Annotated in this window: 17 protein-coding genes, 1 tRNA gene and 1 pseudogene; 7 read left to right on the top strand and 12 right to left on the bottom strand. The window is 45.0% G+C overall.

The features are described 5' to 3' along the window. A partial coding sequence (locus HXY43_RS17620) for a thioesterase domain-containing protein (RefSeq protein ID WP_290885333.1) occupies positions 1-1,689 on the top strand: 1,689 nt, incomplete at its 5' end. A 125-nt stretch (positions 1,690-1,814) separates the two neighbouring features. Here the strand turns inward: HXY43_RS17620 and HXY43_RS17615 are convergent. The 3 genes from HXY43_RS17615 to murA form a co-directional block, all read right to left on the bottom strand. After that, positions 1,815-3,080 (bottom strand): O-antigen ligase, encoded by a 1,266-nt coding sequence (locus HXY43_RS17615; RefSeq protein ID WP_290885330.1) that lies wholly within the window; start codon positions 3,078-3,080, stop codon positions 1,815-1,817. Between the two features lie 776 nt (positions 3,081-3,856). Then, on the bottom strand, positions 3,857-4,732 hold the full coding sequence (locus HXY43_RS17610) for a M48 family metallopeptidase (RefSeq protein ID WP_290885327.1): 876 nt from the start codon (positions 4,730-4,732) through the stop codon (positions 3,857-3,859). Positions 4,733-5,037: 305 nt separating this feature from the next. After that, positions 5,038-6,432 (bottom strand): UDP-N-acetylglucosamine 1-carboxyvinyltransferase, encoded by a 1,395-nt coding sequence (gene murA, locus HXY43_RS17605; protein WP_290885324.1) that lies wholly within the window; start codon positions 6,430-6,432, stop codon positions 5,038-5,040. Between the two features lie 377 nt (positions 6,433-6,809). On the opposite strand from murA, the gene HXY43_RS17600 reads away from it, so the two are divergent. Both HXY43_RS17600 and HXY43_RS17595 read left to right on the top strand, forming a co-directional pair. Then, a tRNA-Leu gene (locus HXY43_RS17600) sits at positions 6,810-6,891 on the top strand. 84 nt (positions 6,892-6,975) lie between these two features. After that, a complete protein-coding gene (locus HXY43_RS17595; protein ID WP_290885350.1) occupies positions 6,976-7,788 on the top strand; it encodes an RNA methyltransferase in 813 nt (270 codons plus the stop codon). 58 nt (positions 7,789-7,846) lie between these two features. Here HXY43_RS17595 and HXY43_RS17590 read toward each other — a convergent pair whose 3' ends face one another. The 3 genes and pseudogenes from HXY43_RS17590 to HXY43_RS17580 form a co-directional block, all read right to left on the bottom strand. Further along, positions 7,847-8,089 carry a hypothetical protein gene (locus HXY43_RS17590; RefSeq protein WP_290885321.1) on the bottom strand — a complete coding sequence of 81 codons (243 nt, stop codon included), beginning with the start codon at positions 8,087-8,089 and terminating at the stop codon, positions 7,847-7,849. A gap of 27 nt (positions 8,090-8,116) precedes the next feature. Next, positions 8,117-8,272 (bottom strand): annotated as a pseudogene (locus tag HXY43_RS17585) (ThiF family adenylyltransferase); the annotation flags it as partial. Positions 8,273-8,391: 119 nt separating this feature from the next. Next, the gene (locus HXY43_RS17580; protein ID WP_290885318.1) at positions 8,392-8,997 is read right to left on the bottom strand and encodes a DUF4230 domain-containing protein; all 606 of its coding nucleotides are present in this window, start codon (positions 8,995-8,997) and stop codon (positions 8,392-8,394) included. A 158-nt stretch (positions 8,998-9,155) separates the two neighbouring features. Between HXY43_RS17580 and HXY43_RS17575 the strand changes: the two genes are divergently transcribed. After that, positions 9,156-9,293 (top strand): transposase, encoded by a 138-nt coding sequence (locus tag HXY43_RS17575; protein WP_290885315.1) that lies wholly within the window; start codon positions 9,156-9,158, stop codon positions 9,291-9,293. Between the two features lie 101 nt (positions 9,294-9,394). Here HXY43_RS17575 and HXY43_RS17570 read toward each other — a convergent pair whose 3' ends face one another. Then, entirely contained in the window at positions 9,395-9,556 is a 162-nt protein-coding gene (locus HXY43_RS17570) for a hypothetical protein (RefSeq protein WP_290885312.1), read from the bottom strand. Between the two features lie 121 nt (positions 9,557-9,677). On the opposite strand from HXY43_RS17570, the gene HXY43_RS17565 reads away from it, so the two are divergent. From HXY43_RS17565 to HXY43_RS17555, 3 genes are all read left to right on the top strand, one after another. Continuing rightward, the gene (locus HXY43_RS17565) at positions 9,678-12,716 is read left to right on the top strand and encodes a valine--tRNA ligase (RefSeq protein WP_290885309.1); all 3,039 of its coding nucleotides are present in this window, start codon (positions 9,678-9,680) and stop codon (positions 12,714-12,716) included. Positions 12,717-12,803: 87 nt separating this feature from the next. Then, a complete protein-coding gene (locus HXY43_RS17560) occupies positions 12,804-13,247 on the top strand; it encodes a hypothetical protein (protein ID WP_290885347.1) in 444 nt (147 codons plus the stop codon). 97 nt (positions 13,248-13,344) lie between these two features. After that, complete coding sequence (locus HXY43_RS17555) at positions 13,345-15,069, top strand: ABC transporter ATP-binding protein (protein ID WP_290885306.1); 1,725 nt, start codon at positions 13,345-13,347, stop codon at positions 15,067-15,069. 226 nt (positions 15,070-15,295) lie between these two features. On the opposite strand, the gene HXY43_RS17550 is transcribed toward HXY43_RS17555, so the two are convergent. The 5 genes from HXY43_RS17550 to HXY43_RS17530 all read right to left on the bottom strand — a co-directional run bounded on the left by HXY43_RS17550 (position 15,296) and on the right by HXY43_RS17530 (position 20,756). Continuing rightward, positions 15,296-16,168, bottom strand: coding sequence for a 6-carboxytetrahydropterin synthase (locus HXY43_RS17550; protein ID WP_290885303.1), 873 nt, complete (start codon positions 16,166-16,168; stop codon positions 15,296-15,298). Positions 16,169-16,382: 214 nt separating this feature from the next. Beyond that, on the bottom strand, positions 16,383-17,084 hold the full coding sequence (locus tag HXY43_RS17545; RefSeq protein ID WP_290885300.1) for a J domain-containing protein: 702 nt from the start codon (positions 17,082-17,084) through the stop codon (positions 16,383-16,385). 154 nt (positions 17,085-17,238) lie between these two features. Further along, positions 17,239-18,180 carry a cysteine synthase A gene (cysK, locus tag HXY43_RS17540; RefSeq protein ID WP_290885344.1) on the bottom strand — a complete coding sequence of 314 codons (942 nt, stop codon included), beginning with the start codon at positions 18,178-18,180 and terminating at the stop codon, positions 17,239-17,241. A gap of 102 nt (positions 18,181-18,282) precedes the next feature. Continuing rightward, entirely contained in the window at positions 18,283-18,723 is a 441-nt protein-coding gene (locus HXY43_RS17535) for an Rrf2 family transcriptional regulator (RefSeq protein ID WP_026735532.1), read from the bottom strand. Positions 18,724-18,980: 257 nt separating this feature from the next. Next, on the bottom strand, positions 18,981-20,756 hold the full coding sequence (locus HXY43_RS17530; RefSeq protein ID WP_290885297.1) for an iron uptake porin: 1,776 nt from the start codon (positions 20,754-20,756) through the stop codon (positions 18,981-18,983). Positions 20,757-20,783: the final 27 nt, after the last annotated feature.

Genomic DNA, 20,783 nt, shown 5'->3' with positions numbered 1-20,783 from the left:
GCTGAGATTTATATTTTGGATGAAAATTTACAGCCAGTTGCAGATGGTGACTGTGGAGAGTTATACATCGGTGGCGTGGGTCTGGCGCGAGGCTATTTCAACCGTCCGGATTTGACTAAGGAGCGATTTATCCCCCATCCGTTTTCCTCTGAACCAGGTGCACGGTTGTATAAAACCGGAGATGTAGGACGGTATTTACCAGATAGCAATATTGAGTTACTTGGTCGCGTTGACGAGCAAGTCAAAATACGTGGTTTCCGCATTGAGTTGGGAGAAATTGAAGCCGTACTGTGCCAACATCCTGCTGTTCAAGAAACTGTGGTGAATCTCGTTGTGAGGAGCAACGCGAACACACGTGAGGATGTTCCCGGTGACAAAGATTTAGTTGCCTATGTCGTCCTCAAGCCCAGCCAAGTCGCTACAACGGAGCAACTGCGGCTTTTCCTGCGCGAAAAGCTGCCCAATTACATGATTCCCTCAGCCTTTGTAATGCTGGATACCCTACCTCTAAATCCTAACGGGAAAGTAGACCGTCGAGCATTCCCCGCACCAGAGCAAGTCAGACAAGAGGCTACAAAAACCTTTGTTGCTGCCCGCAATCAAATAGAATACCAGTTAACGCAGATTTGGGAAGAAGTATTGGGCATCCAACCGATTGGTATTAAAGATAACTTCTTTGATTTAGGCGGACATTCCTTCCTGGCTTTAAACTTATTTGCAAGAATCGAAGCGCAATTTGGTAAAAAACTTCCCTTAGCGATTCTATTTCAATCTGGTAGTGTCGAAGCTCTTGCCGATATCCTTCAATCACAAGAGCAATCAGCAACTCACACTTCAGAAGATTGGTCATCCCTAGTTGCGATCAAGCCCAATGGCTCAAAACCACCATTTTTCTGTATCCACCCTTTGGGTGGAGAAACCCTGTGCTACCGCGATTTAGCGATGCATCTGGAGTCTGACCAGCCAGTATATGCGCTACAACCACAAGGACTTGATGGCAAGCGATCGCCCTTGACACGGATTGAAGACATGGCATCGCACTATATTCAAGAAATCCGAACGATTCAACCCAATGGCCCTTATTTCCTAGGCGGCTACTCGTTTGGGGGAATAGTTGCTTTCGAGATGGCACAGCAACTCTATAAGCTAGGCGAGAGAGTAGGAATGTTAGCGATATTTGATACTTGTCTTCCGGGTGCAAGTATGCGCTTACCATTCTTGAAACGGATTCCCTTGCATGTGAGCAATATTTTGCGAGGAGGCCCTGCTTTTCTTTGGCAAAGTCTTCAGATGTGGACTCAGCAAATCAAGTATGATATCAAACACAAAGTCTACTACGAATTGTATGGTGAAAATCCTATATTTTCTGCATTCCAACATGTAAAAATCATGGATGCTAACATCCAGGCAGTTACAGAATATGTCTTGCAAGTTTACCCAGGTAATATGATTCTCTTGCGGACTGAAGACAAGAACCGTCAAAAAGCTGTCGGTGTAAAATATGACCTGCAATTTGGTTGGGGTAATTTAGTCGCAGGTCAACTAGATGTTGATTTTGTTCCTGGCTCGCATACTACTATGTTAGAAGAACCTCATGTACGAGTGCTGGCAGAGAAATTACAGACTTGTTTAGACCACGCTTTGGCTGAAATAATTGAACCTAAAATCCTTTCGGTGGACTATAAATAGACTTCTTTTAGTGCTAAAGGCTGAAATGACGCAAAATCGTTAAAGGCTCTGCGATCGCTGATGGCGACTACTTGGCACCTGGTGACAGCAACCCTAACATTAGATGCTAACCAAATTAGGGCTTGCTAATTTGTCTCAAACCCATATCTGACGGTCTGGTGTCGCCTATTCTCAAATATTCTGCGTGCTGCCACTAGTAGCCCGAGAAGAAGCCAGAATGTGTAACTAACGGCTGTAGTATTATAGGCATTGTCCATCAAAGAAGCAATACCAAAGGCAATGAAAGCTGCGGTAAACGCTTGTCCGATCAATCGCGTGCGACCACCACAGCGTGAGAGTTCGAGAGCCTGTTTAATCGCAACGAGCACGATGGTCAACAGCAGGATACCAGCAATGAGCCCAGCCTCCGCAGCTATGTGCAGAAACAGGTTGTGGGCATGCCAGAAGTTAACAGCATAAGTGCGAAAGTTACCCAATCCCACGCCAAACAATGGCTTTTGTAAAATCATCTCGATCGCTATAGACCATGCAGAAAACCGTGCATACCCAGTCGCCAGGCGACCAATCGACAAAGGGTTGAGCAGGGTGGCAACCACTAGGAGCGCGAAGAAGATAAAAACAAAAGGCTTTTTTCGTGTTAGCGTCACACCTAGTGCTAGTAGAAGCGCAATGATGCTGCTGCGGCTAAATGTCAGTAACAGCGCAACTGAGGCAAGAGCCACTAACAAACCGATCATCCAAGTGGGCGCATGCGGGTGTTTAATCAAGGAAGCGACAAGGGGAATAAGTAGGATCAGGTAAGCGGCAAGTACATTCGGGTTATTGAAGTACCCCACAACCCGTACGATGGCACCCTTGGGAATTTCCAAAGACTCGGTTACTGTCCATGCACCCCGCCAAATCAGAAAATAGTGGGTATTATCGTACTCAATGAACTGCTTGATTGAGTGTAAAGCGATAACTGAAACCGCCACGAGAAAAACGAACACGACGGCATTGAATTTCTCCTCACCATCAACTCGTAAGATCACGAACAAGAATGCAAGAACTTCCTCCACTTGCAACCGGAAGTTGGAGAAGCTGATTGCTGAGCCATTGAATAAAGAGACGCCATACCAAACTAAAAGAAGAGTTATCAAGACCAGGAGGATTTTTGACCCTCTGATTGCGCTGTTCCAGTTGGGTTGTTGCTTTTTGACTACGTGCAGTAATATTAAACATATAAACCCGAGCAAGAGGATTAGCCGTGTCGTCGTCATATATTTCAGGACTACGAAGTACGGCAGGAAATTGATTGAGACTTGAAGAATCAGGAGGCTAAGGCAAGCCAAGCCTAATCCGTCTAACGCATCCTCAAGCATGAACTGCTTTACTATGTTTCTGTTTTCCATCTCACCGTTTGCATAATCGACATCGACTATTCCGAATTACCCACTAGCTTGTTGTAGATGTCTTTTGTAGCGGTTGTGTTGTAAAAACATGCGTGAGGTTATAAAAACCCTGTTAGTGGGTTAAGTTTTATGCAGCAACTCCAAAAATTTGAGCGGCAAATTTTACTTGAGCAGTGATTTCTCCTTTCTCAAGTCCCTTAATTTGTCCCTTGCGATTGATATTTATTAGGTTGTGTTGCAAAAAAAAATATTCAGTTGCAATAACTTGAATTTATTGACCAATAAAATGAAATATCCCCCAAAAATGGGGAGATCGTAGAAGCGTGTGAGTCTTCTATTATTTCTACCTACTAGCATCCTACCTAGATCATCTGTGATTGTAATCGGTAGCGATTAAAAGCGATGATGTATTTCCCAACCTGCTGAAAACCTGTTGTTTAACTAGCTTTAACCTTTTGCTAGAGTGAATGCTTACATTATGTTGTTGACAACGTCCATAACGTAGAGCTAGAGGGAGTTTAACAAGGCAGCAGGAGCGATCGGCAGAGGGCAGCTATGTATCCCCATAAATTTACAAAGTGTAGGCTTTCACTTGACAAAGATTGTTCCCACAGCTTCCTGGCAGAGCATAATTGAAGCCGTGCCGGTTTAGCTGTAATTGAATCTGCTTGTTGCGAAATGAGGTAGTCCTAAACAGATAATGATGAATTATAAAGTAGAAAAATAGGATATTCTAAAATCGACATATTGTGATAAAATTTTACACTTTCGTATTTCTACCAATTTCGCCATCTGCTTTTTGTCGCAAGTTCACTACCATACTCTATTTTTTGATTTTGCAACAAGCTTTCATATTCTTTGCTACTTGCCCAAAGGTATATTTCTCGTGCCCGCAATACTGGTACTGGATGGGTTAATTGTGCAGTTCGGGCAGCTTTGACCATCTCGCCGAGTTCGGTTTTGCTGATATCATCGTAGGCGCGAGCCTGGGCAATAAAAGCATCGAGGTTGAGTTGTGGTGCTAAGGTGGGTGAACCACCAGTCAGTTTCATCAACACAGACATGACAGCTTTCGGGTTTTGGGTTGCCAACAATGCAGCGCGATCGCACGTAAATTCTGCACAGCGTACCCATTCCAGAAGCTGTGCCTGGATTGCTTGGGCAAGAAATGCGCCGATGTTGGGCAAAGTTGCCGCTGCTAATATCAAAATATTTACCGGGGTCAAGTAAACACTGTGGTCACACTTGAGGTGTCCGAGTTCATGGGCAATGACTGCCTGAGTTTCCTCGGGTGTGAGCATATCAATCAAGGAAGTATGCACCACAATAAAAGGTTGTTTTCCCCGCATGGCAAAAGTGTAGGCATTTGGAGCCGGATGCTGTCTCACATACAATTGGGGCGGCTCCATATCCAGGACTTGACAAGCTTCTAGTAATAGCTTGTGTAAATGGGGCAATTGCTTTTCACCCACCAAAATGCTAGATGCAATGTTTTCCACGTAAAAAACTTGCTCCGCTACTGGCCCTAAAAGATTCCGCACCATCATATCTATACCCGGAATCTGCTTGAGCGCTCTAGTCGCCTCTAGGTCTAGCGGGTGACGAAACGAGTCTGCTTTCAGACCAATCAGCTGAGTCTTGGAGGGAAACATGGCAAAGCAAGTTGGAAACAACGGTGTTTTTGATCGGACTAATCATTAAATTAGCCTACACAGCTAGTATAGCTAGTGTTGGTTGTTGGTTGTTGGTGGTTAGTAGTTAGTGGTTAGTAGTTAGTGGTTAGTAGTTAGTGGTTAGTAGTTAGTGGTTAGTAGTTAGTGGTTAGTAGTTAGTGGTTAGTAGTTAGTGGTTAGTAGTTAGTGGTTGGTCGTCTCCCTTTCCCCCACTCTCCCCCTCCCCCACTCTCCCACTCTCCCCATCTCCCCACTAACTACTAGCCACTAACCACTAACTATTCTTAAGAGGAAATCGATGCTTCCGGATTTATGGTTGTGGGGGCAACTTCTGGATCTGCCCCAGCAGCAGGCAAGCGTTGAATTTTCGCTCCTAACTCCAGTAATTTCAGATCGAGGCGATCGTAGCCGCGATCTAGGTAGCGCAGTCCCTGAATTGTTGTTTTGCCATTTGCTGCCAAACCTGCTACCACCAAAGCTGCTGCTGCACGCAAGTCAGTGCCGATTACAGGTGCGCCAGATAACAAAGGTACTCCCCGTACAAAAGCAGTGTTGCCTTTGACGCGAATGTCTGCTCCCAGACGATTCAATTCTGAGGCATGGCGCAAACGGTTTTCAAACACAGTTTCGTTGATCAAGCTATCACCTTCTGCGATCGCCAGCAAAGCCATGAATGGCGCTTGCATGTCGGTGGGAAAGCCGGGATGGGGCATGGTTTCAATGTCTGCCGCTACCAGTCTTTCGGCTGGGAGGAGGCGCAAGCTGTCAGGCGCTTCTTCAACAATGGGAACGCCAATTTCCCGCAGTTTGGCAATGACTGGCACGAGATGTTCTGGAACTACTGGCGAGAGGAGTATATCTGAGCGGGTAATTGCTCCAGCTACTAGAAAAGTCCCTGCCTCGATGCGGTCGGGAATAATGGTATAGTCGATAGAGTGTAACTTGGGGACGCCATCGATTATAATCGTACTCGTACCCGCACCTTGAATTTTCGCTCCCATTGCGATACAGAAATTCGCCAAATCGACTACTTCTGGTTCGCGGGCAGCGTTCTCAATAATTGTTTCGCCTTCTGCCAGTGTAGCTGCCATCATCAATGTTTCTGTGGCTCCCACACTGGGAATATCTAGGTAAATTTTTGCACCCTTGAGTCGGCGGTTTTTGCGAGGAACGTAGGCATTACAAATGCCATGCTCAATCTGCACCTCGGCTCCCATTGCTTGCAATCCCCGGACGTGGAGATCTACAGGTCTTGCCCCAATCGCACAACCACCGGGTAATGGCATTTGTGCCACTCCTAGCCGTGCCAAAATCGGCCCGATCGCAAAAAAGCTTGCCCGTAACTGAGTAACCAGTTCGTAAGGAGCTTTAGATGAAGTAATCTTACTAGCATTAATGTCTAAAATATCACCATTGCGTTTGACGCTAACACCCAACGCCGACAATACCTGACCCATCCGATCTACGTCTACCAGCAACGGTACGTTACGGATGTGACAGTCGCCCGAACAGAGCAAAGTTCCAGCCATAATTACTAGTGCTGAATTTTTTGCCCCACTAATTTTCACATGGCCATGCAAAGGATGCCCACCCCAGATTTGCAAGACTGAGGAGTCTGCAACCGGTGATAATTTGGCATCTGGTAAGCCGCTAGAAGGATTAATAAGCCTACCCTCCAAAAACTGTAAATTTTACAAATTTTAAGTTGGTTTTGATTCTACAGGAAAGATTTAATTTGTCTATATTATTTGGATCACATTTGTTAAGTGGAAGTGGGGAGGTGGGGAGATGGGGAGAGTGGGAGAGGGGGAGAGTGGGAGAGGGGGAGACGACAAACCACTAACCCTCCGGGTACTCTACGAGAAGCCGCCCTGCGGGCGTCTACATGGGGGACTCACCGGCCCCCACGACCGACAGGGAGTGGGGATTGGGGGAGAACCCCCTATAAGTACGCGCTGGCTCACCACTAACCACTAACCACCAACAACAAATGATTTAGTTGACGCTTATGAAAAATTAAGTAATAATAGGAAACGGTCATTAAGCCAAAACGCAAGCGGAACTGGCGGAATTGGCAGACGCGCTAGATTCAGGTTCTAGTGCCGCAAGGCTTCCGGGTTCAAGTCCCGGGTTCCGCATAAAAAGGTAAAAGGCAAAAGGTAAAAGGCAAAAGAAAGAATCTTTTACTTTTTACTTTTTACTTTTTACTTTTTACTTTTATGATGTTGACCAGTCTACAGAATCCTCTAATTAAACAAATTAGAAAACTTCACTCCACAAAAGAACGGCACAAGCAGCAGTTATTTTTACTGGAAGGGACGCACTTGTTGGAGGAAGCTTGTGCTGTAAATTACCCATTGGTGACAGTGTGTTGCACTCAACAATGGCAAACAACCCACTCTAGGCTATGGCAGGAAGTTTGTCAAAAGAGCGATCGCGCCGAAGTTGTCAGTGAGGAAGTGATGGCAGCGATCGCAACCACAGTCCAACCAGATGGAGTAGTAGCAACAGCGAAAAAAAATGTTTCTCAAACACAGCCACCATTTACTGGTTTAGTGCTGGCTTTGGAAACGATACAAGATCCAGGTAATTTAGGTACGATAATTCGTACCGCCGCCGCCGCTGGGGCAAATGGGTTGTGGCTAAGTGAAGATAGTGTAGATTTAGACAATCCCAAGGTATTACGTGCCACCGCTGGACAGTGGTTTCGCTTACCAATGGCAGTGAGTTTAGATTTAAAAGCAACAGTACAGGAAGCCAAACAGGCAGGAATGCAAATTATCGCAACCTTGCCGAGTGCAACTTTAACTTACTGGGAAGTAGACTGGTGCCAACCAAGTTTGATTTTGTTGGGGAATGAAGGCGCTGGTTTATCAGCAGAATTAGCAGCGATGGCAGATAAAAGCGCGAAAATTCCTCTCAGTTCTGGGGTAGAGTCCTTAAATGTGGCGATCGCAGCCGCCTTAATGTTATATGAAGCGCAGCGCCAGAAAAGAGAGTGGGGGAGGGGGAGACGACTAACCACCAACCATTAACCACTAACCACTAACCACTAAAACTACTAACAAATGACTAATGACTAATGACTAATGACTATTCAGCTTTTCCCTTTTCTTGCAAATATTGCTCGATATCAGCAACTGCGTCTTCCCACGCAGCTAAATCAATGGCAGAGGAATTTTCTACTACTTGGCGATCGCTATTATTATCATCATGCAATTGTGACGTATCTTGTTCTTGAGCAGAACCATCTTGCAAAATTTGTTGCAGTTCATCTAAGGATTTTTGAAACTCTTGATCAGCGGCGTGACGCTGTTCGTGCTGACTTTGCTCCATGTTTTCAATTCCCGATCTGTATTAACATTACATACTAAAAGGCTTAACGGCAAAATCAGCCAAAGTGACAGTAAAACTTTGTTGCTCTCCTGTAGCAACAAAAGTGATTATAACTTCGCAAGCTACCGCAACTGTCAGCATAACCAAATTGCGTGCTAAGGGATAGTCGCAGACATCATCATTTGTATGTATAAATTGTTACATGACACTCTCGCTTTTTTACTCAAGTTTTTAAGTACATTTCGCAATGAGCCTTTTGACCATAGGCTCATTGCATTGCGATCGCTATTTCATGATGTCGGTTAATATTTGCAAGTCTCAGGTTTTGTTGTTTTGACAGCGACTTTTTGATTTGTAAGCCCAAGTAACTGTGAAAGAGTAAATGTTGCTTGACGGTTTGCGAGCGCTAAAACCTCATTTTCGCAAGCTTGCTTCACGACTGCTGCCAGCCCTCGCTGTTGGACTTGCTGCGCTGAGGCTGGAGAAATGTCTGGAGCCAGCCAATCTTTGTGATATTCAACAACTTCTGACCTAGACACATCGACTTTGGCATCCAAGATTCGAGGCACTGGTAATTGAATCTCAATTTTGTCTCCAAAAACAGCAACGTTGCTGGTTCCTATTTGGGATAAATCTACTCCCGCTAAAACCTGCCCTCGAACAATATACAGGTAGCTGGTCACGCCAACGGTTTGTCCAAATACTTTGTTCTCAACCCTTACTGGAATCACGACCTCAGATAGCATTCGCACGGTAGCTAGCTCTGACAGTTCCTGAATTCGCTTAATCACCATATTTGAAGGAAGGTGATTGCGACCAATCAAGTTGTCGATGTGGGGGAATACGAACCTCATGCTAGCCCAACCAGCGAATAACAATAGCGCTCCAAGGGAGATTTTCTTTAGCATAGCCCTGATTTCTCACAAATTCTCAAAAAAATGGGTCAAAAACTGCCAAAATGTATTATAATAAGGGTTTAAGCATTTCAAACACATGACCCCTCGTCGGACAGATTGTATCCCAAAACAGTTCAAATTCTCACTTTGAAAATTCACGTCCAGTCGTAGTGAATTTTAGTGGTGGAACGGCAACATCGGATGCAGCGATTTGTCTGATTGCGGAATTGGATCGAAAATGGAAAATTACATCACGGTTTGCTGAATGTCTCAAAGATTACCGAGATGTGAATTGTATTGAGCATTAGATTTGTGGCTTAATCGCTCAAAGAGTTTATGATTTAAGGCTTTTCTAAGAATTTGCATGAACGGGTGAGCGATCGCTCGTGTGAAAAAAGGCGTTGCATAATTAAGGGATGAACTGTCTATATCGTACATCTAAGCTAACCGTAATAACGGGCTTAGTCGTGGTAAACAGAACTACATCTGTGCTGATTGCGATCGCCAATATATTTAACACCCGATGCACCACAATTGCCGCACCAATTACAGTTCCTGCCAACTGGCTCATCTCCTCTTTTAACTCTCTTCTCTCTGCGTCCTCTGCACCTGGTACAGTTCATTTCTATAAAACACTCTCCAAACACTGTGGCAAAATTTATTAAAGTCCTTCCGCACTTAGTTTTCCCAGCATGACCGCAACAATTACTAACCTCCCTAGTCAGTACGATCCCTTTACCACTGAAGCTAAGTGGCAAAAATTTTGGGAAGAAAATCAAGTCTACAAAGCCGATCCCAAAGCAGGTGGCGAATCCTACTGCATCGTGATTCCACCGCCCAATGTCACTGGCAGTTTGCATATGGGTCACGCTTTTGACAATAGTTTGATAGATACCCTTGTGCGTTACCACCGCATGAAGGGAGAGAATGCTCTTTATCTGCCTGGAACTGACCACGCCAGCATTGCTGTCCATACACTTCTGGAAAAGCAACTCAAGGCAGAAGGCAAAACTCGCTACGAATTGGGGCGCGAAAAGTTTTTGGAACGCGCTTGGCAGTGGAAGGAACAATCTAAGGGGACAATTGTCAATCAACTGCGACGCTTGGGTGTGTCGGTAGATTGGTCGCGGGAACGTTTCACCCTTGATGAGGGTTTATCCAAAGCTGTTTTAGAAGCCTTTAACAGTCTCTACGAAGAAGGGCTGATTTATCGCGGAAAGTATCTAGTCAACTGGTGTCCAGAATCACAATCTGCCGTTTCCGATTTGGAAGTGGAGGCAAAAGAGGTTGATGGTAATCTTTGGCACTTCCGCTATCCCCTCACAGATGGTTCTGGTTATGTAGAAGTGGCGACAACTCGACCAGAAACAATGCTGGGTGATACAGCAGTGGCTATCAATCCCAATGATGAACGCTATCAGCATCTGATTGGAAGAACTGTGACGCTACCAATTATGAATCGGGAAATTCCGATTATTGGCGATGAATTGGTTGACCCCAGTTTCGGCACCGGTTGCGTAAAGGTGACTCCCGCCCATGACCCCAATGACTTTGAAATGGGCAAGCGTCACAGTCTGCCGTTTATTAATATTATGAATAAGGACGGCACCCTCAACGAGAATGCTGGAGAGTTCCAAGGACAAGACCGTTTTGTTGCCAGAAAGAATGTGGTTGCGCGCCTAGAGGCTGATGGTTTTCTGTTGAAGGTGGAAGATTACAAGCACTCGGTTCCGTATAGCGATCGCGGTAAAGTCCCCGTTGAACCCTTACTTTCCACTCAGTGGTTTGTCAAAATTCGCCCGATGGCAGACCGTTGCCTAGAATTCCTCGACCAAAAAAATTCACCACGGTTTGTTCCTCAACGCTGGACTAAGGTCTATCGTGATTGGTTGGTGAAGCTAAAAGATTGGTGTATCTCTCGTCAACTGTGGTGGGGACACCAAATTCCCGCTTGGTACGCTGTCAGTGAAACTGGTGGCGAGATTACCGATAACACGCCGTTTGTTGTGGCGCGGAATGACGCAGAAGCACGGGAGAAACTCACATCAAAATTTGGTGAAAATGTCAAGATAGAACGCGATCCAGATGTGCTGGATACATGGTTTTCTTCTGGACTCTGGCCATTTTCAACTTTGGGCTGGCCCGAACAAACCGAGGATTTAAAGACTTATTACCCTACCAGTGTTTTGGTAACGGGCTTTGACATCATCTTTTTCTGGGTTGCCCGAATGACGATGATGGCGGGGCATTTTACGGGAAAAATGCCGTTCAAGGATGTTTACATTCACGGCTTGGTATTGGATGAAAATGGCAAGAAGATGTCCAAGACGGCGAACAATGGCATTGACCCGTTAATTTTGATGGATAAATATGGCACAGATGCCCTGCGGTATACCCTGATTAAAGAAGTAGCTGGTGCAGGTCAAGATATCCGCATGGACTACAACCGCAAAACCGATGAATCGCCGTCGGTGGAGGCATCCCGCAACTTTTCTAATAAGTTGTGGAATGCGGCGCGGTTTGTGATGATGAATTTGGACGGGCAAACACCACAGCAGTTGGGAGAACCTCACCCCTCTCCGTTAAGCAGAGAGGGGGAGTTAGAGTTGAGCGATCGCTGGATTCTCTCTCGTTACTATCGCGTTGTCCAACAAACCAGAAGTTACATGGACAACTACGGACTGGGAGAAGCGGCTAAAGGTCTGTACGATTTTATTTGGGGTGATTTTTGCGACTGGTATATCGAGTTGGTCAAATCTCGCCTGCAAAAGAATGCAGATCCGGCATCTCGGCGAGTAGCACAACAAACTTTGGCATACGTGCTGGAAGGGATTTTGAAATTACTTAATCCTTTCATGCCTCACATTACTGAGGAAATTTGGCACACTCTCACCCAACAACCGACAGATTCCAAGCAAAGTTTATCCTTACAACTTTATCCAGAAGCCCAAACAAGCCTAATAGACTCTGCTTTGGAAGAACAATTTGAACTGTTAATTGGTACAATCCGCACAATCCGCAATCTACGTGCAGAAGCGGATGTTAAGCCTGGGGTGAAAGTAAGTGTGAATTTGCAAACCGACAGCGAAAAAGAAAGGCAAATTCTCACCTCTGGACAGTCTTACATTCAAGATTTGGCTAAGGTAGAGAATTTAACCATCGCTGCTGGCAAGCAAAAGCAACAAAGTATCAGTGATGAAAAACCCCGAATTGGTTGGACGAAAGTAGTCGCAATTATCGGAGCAATTTACTTGTTACGAGTTGGATTGGCGATCGCAGATGCGATTGACGACATTCCCTTATTCGGAACTTTCTTTGAGATAGTTGGTTTTGGGTTTGCGACTTGGTTTGTTGCCCGCAATTTACTGTCTTCTCAGGCTAGACAAAAATTCTGGCAACAGTTTTTCCAACCAACCGCTAACAAGAGTTTGCCCCAAGCAGAAGCATCACAACAGCCACCAGAACCAGAAAGAGCGCTCGCAGGTGTTATAGGTACGGTACAAGTTCTACTTCCCCTCGCTGGCGTGGTAGATATAGAGGCTTATACTGCCAAACTGCAAAAACGCCTCAGCAAAATCGAAGCGGATATAACATCCCTCACTGCTAGGTTAAGCAACCCTAAATTTGTCGAACAAGCCCCAGCAAATGTCGTACAGGAGGTGCGGGATACTTTAGCAGAAGCCCAAAAGCAAGCCGAAATCTTGCGCGATCGCTTGCGTCAGTTAGCATAGCTGTAAAAAATAATTATGAATGATGAATTATAAATTATGAAAATTTTCATCATTCATAATTCATCATTCATAATTTTATTCAAAGTCATGCTATATCTAGCCCAAGTACATAAAAACGAATTTTTAGACCAGCTCCAATTGCGGTTATTGGCACGTCAAGAAGCCGAAAATATATGGGTGACAATCCCAGAAGAGGCTTTTCTTCTTCTGGGAAAAAACAAGACTCTAAACGAGAAGTTGCTTGTTTTAGTCGAACTTTCTCCCACGGGTGATATTGAAAAACTAGAAGAAGCTACCAACTGGATACTGAATCTGATCCAAACCTATCTCGCTACGGGCATTACTCCAGACTTTTTGCGCCAAGAAGCAGAAAGGGCTGAACAGTGGCGACAAAACTTAACTTTGCAAAATCAAGATTTGGCACGTCGTACTTTGGAATTAGAAGCCCGTCGAGAACAAATTCAGGCACTAGAAGAAAGTATGAAACGAGAGAAAAATGGTAGCCACAAAGATGATACTGTTGGCTCTTAGATTACAGTCTCTCATTCGTAATGACAACAACTAGAGAGAAACTACAAAAAAGCTGATACCGTCTAACAAAGAAAAACCTCGTTGTGGACGTTATAGCTTGAAAACTCGGTCTAATTACTGGCAACTTCTACCGTATATCCGGCCCCAGTGGCACAACATTGCCAAAGGGTTTATTGGCATCTTGGGATATATACTGGCGACATTAGCCCTACTTACGCTCGTCAAGCAATTGACAACTGCTTTTGGCATGGGTAATGTAACCGCGATCGCCACAGAGATTGGCATTTTAGCAGGAGTATTTCTTGCTAGAGGCTTTTTTCAATCAGTGCAAGATATCTATATGGCCAAAGCTGCTCTGAGAGTAGCTTTTAATCTCCGCAAGCAGGTGTACTCCCATCTACAAAAGCTGAATCTCAGCTATTTTGAAACCGCAAAAGCAGGTGATTTATCTTACCGCCTCACTGAAGATATCGATCGCGTTGGGGAAGTGGTGCACAAACTCTTTCACGACTTTATCCCCTGTGCTTTGCAGTTGGTAGCCATTCCCATCTACATGATTTATCTAAATTGGCGGCTAACACTTGCCACAGTCATAGTTGCGCCACTGATGGGTGTGTTAATTGCTTGGTTTGGCGAACGCTTACAGAAATTCTCCCGCAAAAGTCAAAATCGCGTGTCGGACTTGTCAGCAATACTAACAGAAGTATTCAGCGGTATCCGCATCGTCCAAGCTTTTGCAGCAGAGGATTACGAAATTGCCAGGTTCAGCCGCGAAGCCGAACGTACTTTGAGGGCGAAATACTCTGCCGAAAGACTCAAAGCGATTCAAATTCCAATTATAGGATTTTTGCAGGCGGTGAGTTTTTTATTGTTGCTGTTAATCAGTGCTTGGCTAATTGCCCAAAAACAGTTGACAGTAGGAGAGTTTTTCAGTTACCTTGCCGCAGCAGCTTCGTTAATTGACCCTGTCAGTCATACCACTAACAACTACAACGAGTTTAAGCAGGGTGAGGCGTCTGTTGACCGTGTTTTTGAATTATTGGCTATTCAACCTGCTGTGACAGAAAAAACTGATGCGATCGCCCTCCCCCCAGTCACTGGCAAAGTAGAATATCGCCATGTGTCTTTTGCCTATAAACCTGGGGAACCTGTCCTAAAGAATATCAGTTTGTTGGCAATGCCAGGAGAAGCGATCGCCCTAGTAGGTGCTTCGGGTGCTGGTAAAACTACGTTTGTGAATCTTCTACCCCGTTTCTACGATCCTCAAAATGGCCAAATCTTAATTGATGGCGTTGATGTTCGCGATGTCACACTTAACAGTCTGCGCCGACAAATTGGTATTGTTCCCCAAGAAACCATCATGTTTTCCGGAACAATCGCTCAAAACATCGCCTTTGGACAACATCAGTTTGACATGGCAGATGTTGAGAAAGCCGCAATAATTGCTAATGCCCATCACTTTATCAGCCAACTGCCCGATAGTTACGATACTTGGGTAGGCGAACGAGGGGTAAATTTATCGGGTGGACAACGGCAAAGAATAGCGATCGCCCGTGCTGTTCTCCTTAACCCGAGAATATTAATACTAGATGAAGCGACATCAGCCCTTGATTCGGAGTCGGAAGCCTTGGTGCAGGAGGCGTTGGAAAGGTTAATGTCAGGGCGAACCGTGTTTATTATTGCTCACCGTCTCAGTACCGTGAGAAGGTGCGATCGGATTTTAGTACTGGAAAAAGGACAGATTGTGGAATCGGGTACTCATGAAGAATTATTAGCCCTTTCCCGCCGTTATGCTCGATTTTACGCCCAACAATTTAGTTAGCCAAGTAAGTTGGCACGAATAAAGTTAACTCGTGAGGGTCGTCATTAGACATCTGGTAGAAATTAATAATGCGTTACCCGAAATTTTTGTAGAGACGCGAAATTTCGCGTCTCTACGTTCAGTTAAGGGTTGTCTGTGGTAGTTCTGTGCGTGTAGAGACGTTGCAATGCAATGTCTCTACAAATTTTATCGGTGGGTAAATTATCTTATCACCAAGCGTATTGAGTTATAGGCGCGCTAAAATCGGTTGATTTTCTGCAACACTGACAGAGTTGGAAATTGGCTCAGTGCAGTAAATTTCGCAAGAATTATTCGGACTTTCAATTAATTTGACTTTGTAAAGCTTAGCTCCCAATTCCTGAATAGGCGATCGCAATAAGTTACTAATGTGAAGTGCAATATTTTCGGCAGTAGGAACAACTTGCCAAAAGTAAGGAATGTCTTTGTTTAAAAAAGTATGGTCGAACGGTTCAACTACATAATCTTCTATCGCCTGGTTTAAAGCACCTAAATCTACAATCATGCCAGTGCGGGGGTCGATTTCCCCTTTTACTGTCACTTCTAGATGATAATTGTGTCCGTGACCGTTGGGACGAGCGCACTTACCATAAATATCAGAGTTTTCTTGTTCGCTAAGGTCAGGATGCGCTAGCCTGTGAGCGGCGCTAAAGTGAGTGCTGACGGTGAGATAAGCTTCCATTCCGTTTCCCATATAATCTGCCCAAAGTTCAGGATTTTCAAATAGCTGCACGCGGACAAGAGGTAAATAGGGTGCTAGCCGCTGCCAGATCACCCGTGCAATATTTTCTGTTGTGGGCAGAGTTTGTTGAAATTCTGTCCACACATCATTGAGATAGGAAAAGTCTAGCTGGCTGGTTACTTCTCGTTTAATTACGTGTTTCACATCAGACAAGTTCAGCACCATGCCATATTTATCCAATTCCCCCATAAGGGAGACAAATAAGACATAGTTATGTCCATGCCCAGGAAAGCGAGAGCAAGCACCAAATTTCTCAAGATTCTCAGCTTCACTCAGTTTTGGCAACCAATATCGATGACTTGCCGAAAATTGAGCGCGGCGATTCACAATGCATTGCATGAGTACACTGGTAGCTTTATTTAATATTTCTTAATATTCTAACGCTTCTAGTATCAATTGAGATGGGGAGAGTGGGAGAGTAGTAAACCACTAACCACTAACCACTAACCACTAACTACTAACCACTAACCACTAACCACTAACTACTAACCACTAACTACCAACCACTAACCACTAACCACTAACTACCAACCACTAACCACTAACTATTGACTTACTTGTACGCCATCACCGAATCTTGCGCTTCTCGGTACAATCCTTTGGCATTACGGAACATTTCTTGACCTGCGTGCAAATAACTTTCGTCGTAGTTCAGGGGGAAATATTCTAACTCGTCTAGTCCATCACCAATTTGATTTAGACAGTAGTAAAGGTGAGCCGCTACTCTTGCTAAGCTGGGGGGATTGGGCAGAGAACGAAAAGTAATTTGTGCCTGTTTGAGGTCATCTCGACAAGTGTCTAAGTAATCCTGAAATTCCTCTAACAGCACATCATCAAAAGGATCGGCCGCTAATTTCTCAATTTGTGTTTTCAAAGAGTTGAGAATGGCATACACCCAGCGATTTACTGGTTGATAAACCAGACGCAGCCATTGTTCAATTTGTTCGTCTACATCTCTTCCTGTCTGTCGTTGTGCTTGGTATTGTTGCCCAGCAGCGGTGCTACGCTGCTGCCTACTACCGTTAGATTTTTGGGTGCGGTGGTTGTGGAGTCGTCGATCGTAACTTTGGCGTCTTTCAGCATCGCCTAAGACTTCATAGGCAGCATTAATACGGATAATCTGCTCAGCATCAGCCGTTTCTTGATTGCTGTCAGGATGATATTGCTTTGCCAAGCGGCGATATGCTTGCTTAATTTCCGCTTGGCTGGCAGTTGGACTTACTTTGAGAGTTTCGTAGTGGTTAGTATCTACCATTATTTCAATGTACCGTTAGCTGATGCTAACTGCTACCCTTCCAAAATGCATTATCGATCACTCACCATGCTCAACAAGCATAATTTTGATTTTAGGATTGCTCAAATATTGCTGGTGTCTTTTGCCTCCAAGCATTAGCTTTGTTCAACTCATGTCATGTCTCCAAGTCTTGGAACAAGGGCGTACTTAAGTACCTTTCTCCAAAACTGGGCTGAATCATCACAATCAAATGCCCCTCGTTTTCTGGACGTTGGGCAACACGAATTGCAGCACACAAAGCAGCACCACTGGAAATTCCAGAGAGTAAACCTTCTTCTCGTGCCAAACGCCGACCGTAAGCGATCGCTTCTTCATCGGTAACAGTAATCACTTCATCAATCAATCCTACCTTCAGCACTTGCGGAACAAACCCAGCGCCAATTCCCTGGATTTTGTGTGGCCCGGGTCTTCCTCCTGATAAAACTGGGCTATTGGCTGGTTCTACTGCGATCGCCTTAAAGCTAGGTTTGCGTGCTTTAATTACTTCTGCAACACCAGTAATAGTGCCACCAGTACCCACTCCCGCCACAATCGCATCTACCTTGCCATCAGTATCTTCCCAGATTTCCTCTGCTGTCATCTTTCGGTGAATTTCCGGATTAGCAGGGTTACGAAACTGTTGCAATATATACGTATATGGCGTTTTGTCAACTATCTCTTGTGCCCGCCTAATTGCACCACTCATGCCTTCAATTCCTGGTGTGAGTTCCAGTTCTGCACCATAAGCCCGCAACATTGCCCGTCGCTCTGCACTCATCGTCTCTGGCATCGTTAAAATTAACCGATATCCTTTAGCTGCCGCTACCATTGCTAAGGCTATTCCCGTATTTCCCGAGGTAGGTTCCACTAAAACTGTTTTGCCAGGAACAATCAACCCTTCTTCCTCAGCGGCGTTAATCATGCTGACGCCAATTCGGTCTTTTACCGATGCTGCTGGGTTCATACTTTCCAGTTTCACCACAATCTGAGCTACACAACCTTCCGCTTGGGGAATGCGGTTGAGTTGCACCAAGGGAGTACGCCCGATCAGTTCTGTGATGTTATGAGCAATTCGCATTCTTTTGTCCTTAGTCAATGGTCAATAGTCAATGGTTAGTAGTTAGTCGTTAGTAGTTAGTTGTTGACCACTAGCTACTAACCACTAACTACTAACAAATAACTAAATGTAGTACATTAAATCCAACTGCCGCCGTGAATCTCGTTTTTCACAGAGATCGGCAAGTGTGTAATTTTGGAAAACGGAGTTCGCTGCTTGACGTGCTTCTTGCCAAATTTCTTCTACAACACCACCATCTACGGTTTTGGGTCTAGTGTCTTCCTCACACGTCTGTACCTTATCTAAGCCTTCCACACATCCTAAAACTTCATAAAGCGTGATTTTCCAAGGCTCTCGTGCCAAAAGATATCCACCTTTTGACCCGCGTAAGCTCTTGACTAGACCCCCACGCCTTAAGGTCGCTAGCAGCTGTTCCAGATAACGGTCAGGGATGTTTTGTTGTGCCGCTATCTGACGAATTTGCAGCGGTTCTCCACTTTGGTAATGAATTGCTAGTTCTAATAAAGCAAGAATTGCGTATTCTGACTTACACGATAGTTCCACAGGCAGTAAGGTGAAAGCTAAAAGGTAAAAGGTAAAAGGTAAAGGCAAAAGAAAATATTTTTTCCTTCTTGCTTGATCCCTCTACCTTATTAGTATACTCCGGTTCTCCACTGGGGTTTGTTATTTTTCCATATATGAACATAAAAATCCCCGCCATTGGGCGGGGGAAAAGATTTTATGGCGATGTCAGTCGTTTGTTGGTAGTTATTTGTTGTTTGTTCCGATCAACTACCAACTACCAACAATCAACAACTATATTAGAAAGTGAAAGTTGTTCTGACTGTACCGATAATCGCATCGTCATTATCGCTACTTTGACCAGGAGCGGTCAACCAAATCACACCAGGAGTGATAGAAATATTATCGCTGACCTGATATTTATAGAAACCTTCAATGTGGTACGGTACATCACTATCTCTCACACCAGCTACTCTGTTCAGAGAGTAGGGTTGAGCGCCACCAAAGATGCCCAAAACGTTGCCTTTCTTACCGAAGTCTGGAAGGGCTACTCCTAAACCATAGCTATAAGCTTCAAAGTCATCATCGGAACCGAAGCCGCTAACATCGTGGTAAGAGAAAAAGCCACTAACTGAGATTTTGTCGCTGGGTCTAAAGGCTGCTGACAAGCCGTAGGAGTTGCTTGAAGATGCATTTGTAGCACTCAAAGCGTTGGCTTGTGCAGTACCTACTACAGGAACGTTTGCGCCTTGGATTCCACCTGCATCAAATAAAGCGCTACCTGAACCGTGATAGCCGTGGACGTAGGTTGCAGCTAATGCTAGGCGATCGCCTAGATTGAAGTTCAACTGTCCAAGAGCAGCATAGTTACCATCGAAGATACCTGAACCGCCACCAGGATTGCTAGCTTCAGATCCCAAGTAACCTACAGTGATTGAACTTGGTTTGAGGATACTGCCGCCAGAACCAAAACCGAAGTTAACTGCTGCACCAGCACCGCCTCCAATGCGGAAAATTGGGTTTTCAGAAGCAAAGGTAGATAGAGCGCCATTACCACCGTCGAAGTCCTCAAAGTAAGGGTTGACGGTAGATGCGATGTCGCTCCAAATACCACCAGTGGCTGAAACGTAAACTCGGGCATTATCACCCAAGGGGAAGTAGTACGCCAACCAATCTAAAAATACGTTGTTTTCGTTATCGGGATCGCCAGTAATATTGAAGGTTTGGAATCCCTCTGCACTACCCGGGACTCCTAAGTCTAACCTTTGTGCATTACCAGTTGCCAGACGCGTGTGCAAAACATCTTTACCAGTGAAGCTGGTTTGTAAGTCTAAACGTACTCTATTTTGGAAGACGGTATTGTTCTCATCATCACTACCGAAGGAGTCAGTGAGAGCAAAAATAGCTTCACCAACCAGCTTAGTGGTGGTTGAAAACTGGTTAGCTTCCAATTCAGCAGTACGTGCTTCTAATGCGTCTACACGACCGCGTAAGGTTGCCAGTTCCGCAGAAAATTCTTCTTGCAACCGCTGCAAGGTAGCCAAATCTTCTTTGGTGACTAATTCAGCTGTTGCTGTAGCAATTAATTCGTTGACCCGATCCAAACAGGCATTCAAACCTGCGGCAAATTCATAACGGGTCATAGGACGGTTTCCGCGATAGGTACCGTTCGGATAACCTGCAATACAACCATAACGCTCAACCAGAGACTGTAATGCTTGGAATGCCCAGTCAGTTGGCTGTACGTCGGAGAACTGGGAAACCGATGTCACTTGGGACTGAGTGTTATTAGCTGTTTTCCCTTCGCTGCTATAGCGGTTAACTTGTTCTAGGACATTAACTTCAGTTTGTGGTTGCGCTTGAGCCACAATTTCTGGCTGTTGAGGAACTTCGATACCAGAAGCTGTAAATGCTGTCTGTGCAGAAGTGCCTTGTTGTTCAGCTGCTGATAAGTCTGCCTTTATCGCTTCAGAGGCGGTGCTAGCAGGAGCGGCGATCGCCGTCGTTGAAACCAACAGCGTGGCTCCTAAAACTGCTGGACTTACCACTAAGGATTTCCACAAGATATTAGACATCGTTCCTGTTCTCCTCACACCTTGTTC

The sequence above is a fragment of the Fischerella sp. genome, from assembly GCF_013388695.1.
In the GTDB taxonomy this organism is placed as follows: domain Bacteria; phylum Cyanobacteriota; class Cyanobacteriia; order Cyanobacteriales; family Nostocaceae; genus PCC9605.
The sequence above is the reverse complement of the archived record's forward strand: the minus strand, read 5'-3'. Positions and strand labels throughout refer to the sequence as shown.

Coding starts and splice junctions, on each gene's coding strand:
- HXY43_RS17610 (WP_290885327.1), bottom strand. CDS start 4,732: ATGTTTCCCTCCAAGACTCAGCTGATTGGTCTGAAAGCAGACTCGTTT.
- HXY43_RS17580 (WP_290885318.1), bottom strand. CDS start 8,997: ATGCTAAAGAAAATCTCCCTTGGAGCGCTATTGTTATTCGCTGGTTGG.
- HXY43_RS17570 (WP_290885312.1), bottom strand. CDS start 9,556: ATGAGCCAGTTGGCAGGAACTGTAATTGGTGCGGCAATTGTGGTGCAT.
- HXY43_RS17550 (WP_290885303.1), bottom strand. CDS start 16,168: ATGCAATGCATTGTGAATCGCCGCGCTCAATTTTCGGCAAGTCATCGA.
- cysK (WP_290885344.1), bottom strand. CDS start 18,180: ATGCGAATTGCTCATAACATCACAGAACTGATCGGGCGTACTCCCTTG.
- HXY43_RS17615 (WP_290885330.1), bottom strand. CDS start 3,080: ATGGAAAACAGAAACATAGTAAAGCAGTTCATGCTTGAGGATGCGTTA.
- HXY43_RS17595 (WP_290885350.1), top strand. CDS start 6,976: ATGTTGACCAGTCTACAGAATCCTCTAATTAAACAAATTAGAAAACTT.
- HXY43_RS17530 (WP_290885297.1), bottom strand. CDS start 20,756: ATGTCTAATATCTTGTGGAAATCCTTAGTGGTAAGTCCAGCAGTTTTA.
- HXY43_RS17545 (WP_290885300.1), bottom strand. CDS start 17,084: ATGGTAGATACTAACCACTACGAAACTCTCAAAGTAAGTCCAACTGCC.
- HXY43_RS17560 (WP_290885347.1), top strand. CDS start 12,804: ATGCTATATCTAGCCCAAGTACATAAAAACGAATTTTTAGACCAGCTC.
- HXY43_RS17565 (WP_290885309.1), top strand. CDS start 9,678: ATGACCGCAACAATTACTAACCTCCCTAGTCAGTACGATCCCTTTACC.
- HXY43_RS17590 (WP_290885321.1), bottom strand. CDS start 8,089: ATGGAGCAAAGTCAGCACGAACAGCGTCACGCCGCTGATCAAGAGTTT.